This window comes from Micromonospora phytophila (assembly GCF_023656545.1).
GTDB lineage: Bacteria > Actinomycetota > Actinomycetes > Mycobacteriales > Micromonosporaceae > Micromonospora > Micromonospora phytophila.
This window is the reverse complement of the sequence record NZ_JAMOKF010000464.1, coordinates 1-3,419: the sequence shown is the minus strand read 5'-3', so window position 1 is coordinate 3,419 and position 3,419 is coordinate 1. Positions and strand designations below refer to the sequence as shown.

Sequence of the window (3,419 nt, the reverse complement as noted above, 5' to 3'; positions counted from 1 at the left end):
GGGCGGCGGTGGTGCCCGCGCTGACGGAGCCGGTCGCCGCGTCCGGGGGCGAGCCGTGGGTGGCCGGACCGTGCTCCCAGCCGACCAGGGTGTCCATGGTGACCAGCGAGCCGTCGGGTTCGGCCGCGACCACGCCCAGCAGGGTGCTGGTCCAGGCGTAGCCGACGCTGTTGGCGAGGCTGCGCCGCGCGGCCTCGACCAGGCTGCGGACCGAGGCGTCGGGCAGCACGTCCTGCGGTAGCAGGGACACGTCGTCCGCGCTCGTCACCACCTTGCCGAGCAGCGCCAGCCGGAGCATCTCCGGGGAGACCACGGCGGCGATCTGCGCCGGCCCGGCGAGGACCACCCGGCGGGCGGCGGTGACCGGGGCGGGGCTCACCGTCACCGCGCCGCCGTCACGCACGCCGAGGTTGCCCAGCATCAGGTCGTCGGCGTAGAGCAGCGCGGTGCTCCCACCCGGTCCGGCGGACGCGACGATGCCGGTGGTCACCCGGCGGCCGGCCAGTCGCACCGGGTCGCCGGCGCGCAGCCCGAGCGCGGTGAGCACCTCCGGGTGCAGCCGGACGATGCCCCGTCGGGCGTCCAGCGCCGCCGGCCGCAGGCTCGCGGTCAGGGTCAGGTCGGGTTCCGCCACCGCCCGACCTTAGCCGCCGCCGTCACCCCGCGTCCGGGTCCGCGCTCCGGAGCCCGGCGACCTGCGCACCCGTGGTCACCGGGGCGGATCGCCGTCGGTGAGCAGGGACGGGTCCCGCCGGATCATCTCGGCCAGCCGGACCGCCGGGTCGGGGCTCAACCCCTCCTGGCCGGGCGCCGGCACGGTCTTGACCGACATCGGCCACACCGGCGGCGGTACGGCGGCCTCCGCGCTGACCGTCACGCCCGTGCCGGTCCAGGCGATCCGCAGCGGGTACGCCTGCCCGCCGTGCTCGACCCGCACGGTGACCGCCATCCCGGGGTGCCCGGCCACCACCCGGCGTACCGCCTCGGCGACCTCCTCCACCGGGTCCCGGTGGGCGGCGGCGCCGTGAGCGCCCACCCGGGCCGGCGGCGCCTCGCGCGCGTCGGCCCAGCCGGGACCGGCGTTTCGGCCCTCCGGCCGGCTCACCTCGCCGCCGGCCGGCTTACTCGGCGGCACGGCGGCGTCCCCGTCGTCCGGCCCGCTCTGATCGGTGGCCCGTCGGCGCAACGCCTCCTCGCGCCGGGCCATCCGGGCCAGTGTCTCGTCCAATCCACCTCTCACCACGACACCCCCTTCGATGAAACGGGTTCCACCGCCGGCCGGTTCAGGCCCCCTTCTCCCGGGTCGCCCGGTCCAGCGCGCGGTCCAGGACGACCAGCAGGGCGTCCCGCACCGAGAGTCGTTCCCGGGCGTCGAACTGCACCAGGGGCACGTGGTCGCCGATGGCCAGCGCCCAGCGGATCGCGCCGAGGTCGTGCGCCAGCCGCCCGTCGAAGGCGTTCACCCCGATCACGAAGGGCAGGCCGGCCCGCTCGAAGAAGTCGATCGCCGGGTAGCAGTCGTCCAACCGGGCGCTGTCCACCACGACGAGCGCGCCGAGCGCGCCGCGGGCCAGGTCGTCCCACATGAACCCGAAGCGGGACTGCCCCGGCGTGCCGAACAGGTACAGCTTCAGGCTGCGGTCGATGGTGACGCAGCCGAAGTCCATCGCCACCGTGGTGGTGGTCTTCGCGGACCGTACGCCCGCGTCGTCGACCCCGAGCCCGGCGCTGGTCATCTCCGCCTCGGTGGTCAGCGGGGCGATGTCGGAGATCGCGCCCACCGTGGTGGTCTTGCCCACCCCGAACCCGCCAGCGATGAGGATCTTGACCGGGATCGGCGGCGCGGCGGCCGGCACGGCCCCGACCCGGGGCTCCGGTGCGGCGTCGGGCACGTCCGACGGACGGTACGGCGGCGGGGCGGCCCGCCCGCCCGGCGGAGGAGCCCCGGTCGGGCTGCCGTAACGGGCGGTGGCGCTGTTGGCGGCGAGCCCGCCCAGCGGGGCGACCGGCCATTCAGGAGATCGCACGGAGTCCATCAATCACTCGCAGGATGATGTCGGGGTCGAGGGCGTCGTCGTCGGCGACGTGCACGTCCAGGTGCCCGGCGGCGCGCAGGTCACCCACCAGGACCCGGGTCACGCCGAAGTGCATCCGCATCCGGGCGGAGATCTCGGCGACCGAGATCGGCTCACCGCAGAGGGCGACGATCGCCTGCAGCTCCGGCGCCAGCCGGGTGACCGGGGCGACCCACTCGGCGGCCATTCGGGCGGTCACCTGGGTCTCCAGCCCGATCGCCGAGTCGGCGCCGGCCACCCGCCCGGCGGTGAGCACGAACGGGCGCGGGCCGGAAGGGCCGTCCGGCTCCGGCTCCGGCTCGGCCCTCGCCGCCGGTGGGCCCGGCGGGCCGTCGTCCCCGACGGGGGGTGACGGCCGCAGGTAGGGCCGGATCCGGACGGTGGGCTCCGTTTCCTGGTCCTCGCCGGCGACCTCGGGGGTCATTGCTGAACGGCGTTCTTCAGCTCGGCGATCAGTCTCGGCGTCAACGCCCCACCGGCCCGTCCCGCGAAGAGCGTCATCTCGTACGCGACCGTGCCGAGGTTGGCCGACCGGTCGGCGACCACCCCGAGCACGGAACCGCTGCTGATCGCGCTGATCAGCAGGTAGCCCTCGGCCATGTCCACGATCACCCGGTTCAGCCCGCCCAGCGCGTACCAGCTGGCGGCGCCGCCGGCGAGGCTGGTCATGCCGGAGACCACCGCGGCGAGCCGCTCCGCGTTGGACCGGTCCTTGATCGCCGACATGGCCATCAGCAGCCCGTCCGACGAGACCGCGATCACCTCCAGCACCCCGGCGGTGCTGGAGGTGAAGGAGTCCAGCAGCCAGTTGAAGGTGCGGGCCTCCGGGCTCAGGTCGCCGGGGTGGTTCTGGTGGTCGACGTTGTCGTGCAGGAAGGGGCTGGTCACCGTGATGATCCCTCTTCGTTGTTGCGGTCTGGACTGACTTCACGCAGAGCACGGGCGACGCCCGCCTCGAACGCGGTGAGCAGGTTGCGGACCTCGTTCGGGTCGCCGAGGTGCTGGCTGGCCGGTTGACGGGGCGGGGAGATGGTCAGGTTCGCCCCGGGCACCCGTCGGGTCAACCGGGGGCGGCCCGGCGTGCCGTCCGGACGGGTTGCTGTCGGGGTGGGACCTGCCGCTCCGGCAGCGTGCCGGGCCGGCGTGAAGTCCAGGTCGACCGTCGCGGTCCCGGGGCCGGCCGGCGCGCTGTCGGGCTCGGCCGGCGCGAAGCCGGTGGCGGAGCGGCTGAGCTCGGCCCGGCGTACCCCCGACTCGAACGCCTCCACGAGGGCCCGGGCGGCGGCCGGGTCGGCGCCGGTGGCGTCCACCGGCCCGGCTGGCGGACCCGCCGGCGGCAGGTTC

Annotated in this window: 4 protein-coding genes and 2 pseudogenes; all 6 read right to left on the bottom strand. The window is 75.4% G+C overall.

What is annotated here, in order from left to right; translation table 11 throughout:
- Nucleotides 1-634, bottom strand: a pseudogene (locus tag NCC78_RS29645) (AAA family ATPase); the annotation flags it as partial.
- A gap of 75 nt (nt 635-709) precedes the next feature.
- Nucleotides 710-1,240 (bottom strand): hypothetical protein, encoded by a 531-nt coding sequence (locus tag NCC78_RS29640; RefSeq protein ID WP_250798667.1) that lies wholly within the window; start codon nt 1,238-1,240, stop codon nt 710-712.
- A 43-nt stretch (nt 1,241-1,283) separates the two neighbouring features.
- Nucleotides 1,284-2,036 carry a GTP-binding protein gene (locus NCC78_RS29635; RefSeq protein WP_250798665.1) on the bottom strand — a complete coding sequence of 251 codons (753 nt, stop codon included), beginning with the start codon at nt 2,034-2,036 and terminating at the stop codon, nt 1,284-1,286.
- Nucleotides 2,014-2,499, bottom strand: a complete 486-nt coding sequence (locus tag NCC78_RS29630; RefSeq protein ID WP_250798663.1) for a DUF742 domain-containing protein — start codon at nt 2,497-2,499, stop codon at nt 2,014-2,016. Before NCC78_RS29630 ends, NCC78_RS29635 begins: the two co-directional genes overlap by 23 nt.
- Complete coding sequence (locus NCC78_RS29625; RefSeq protein ID WP_250798662.1) at nt 2,496-2,963, bottom strand: roadblock/LC7 domain-containing protein; 468 nt, start codon at nt 2,961-2,963, stop codon at nt 2,496-2,498. Before NCC78_RS29625 ends, NCC78_RS29630 begins: the two co-directional genes overlap by 4 nt.
- Nucleotides 2,960-3,419: pseudogene (locus NCC78_RS29620) on the bottom strand (histidine kinase); the annotation flags it as partial. The pseudogene NCC78_RS29620 and the gene NCC78_RS29625, both read right to left, overlap by 4 nt.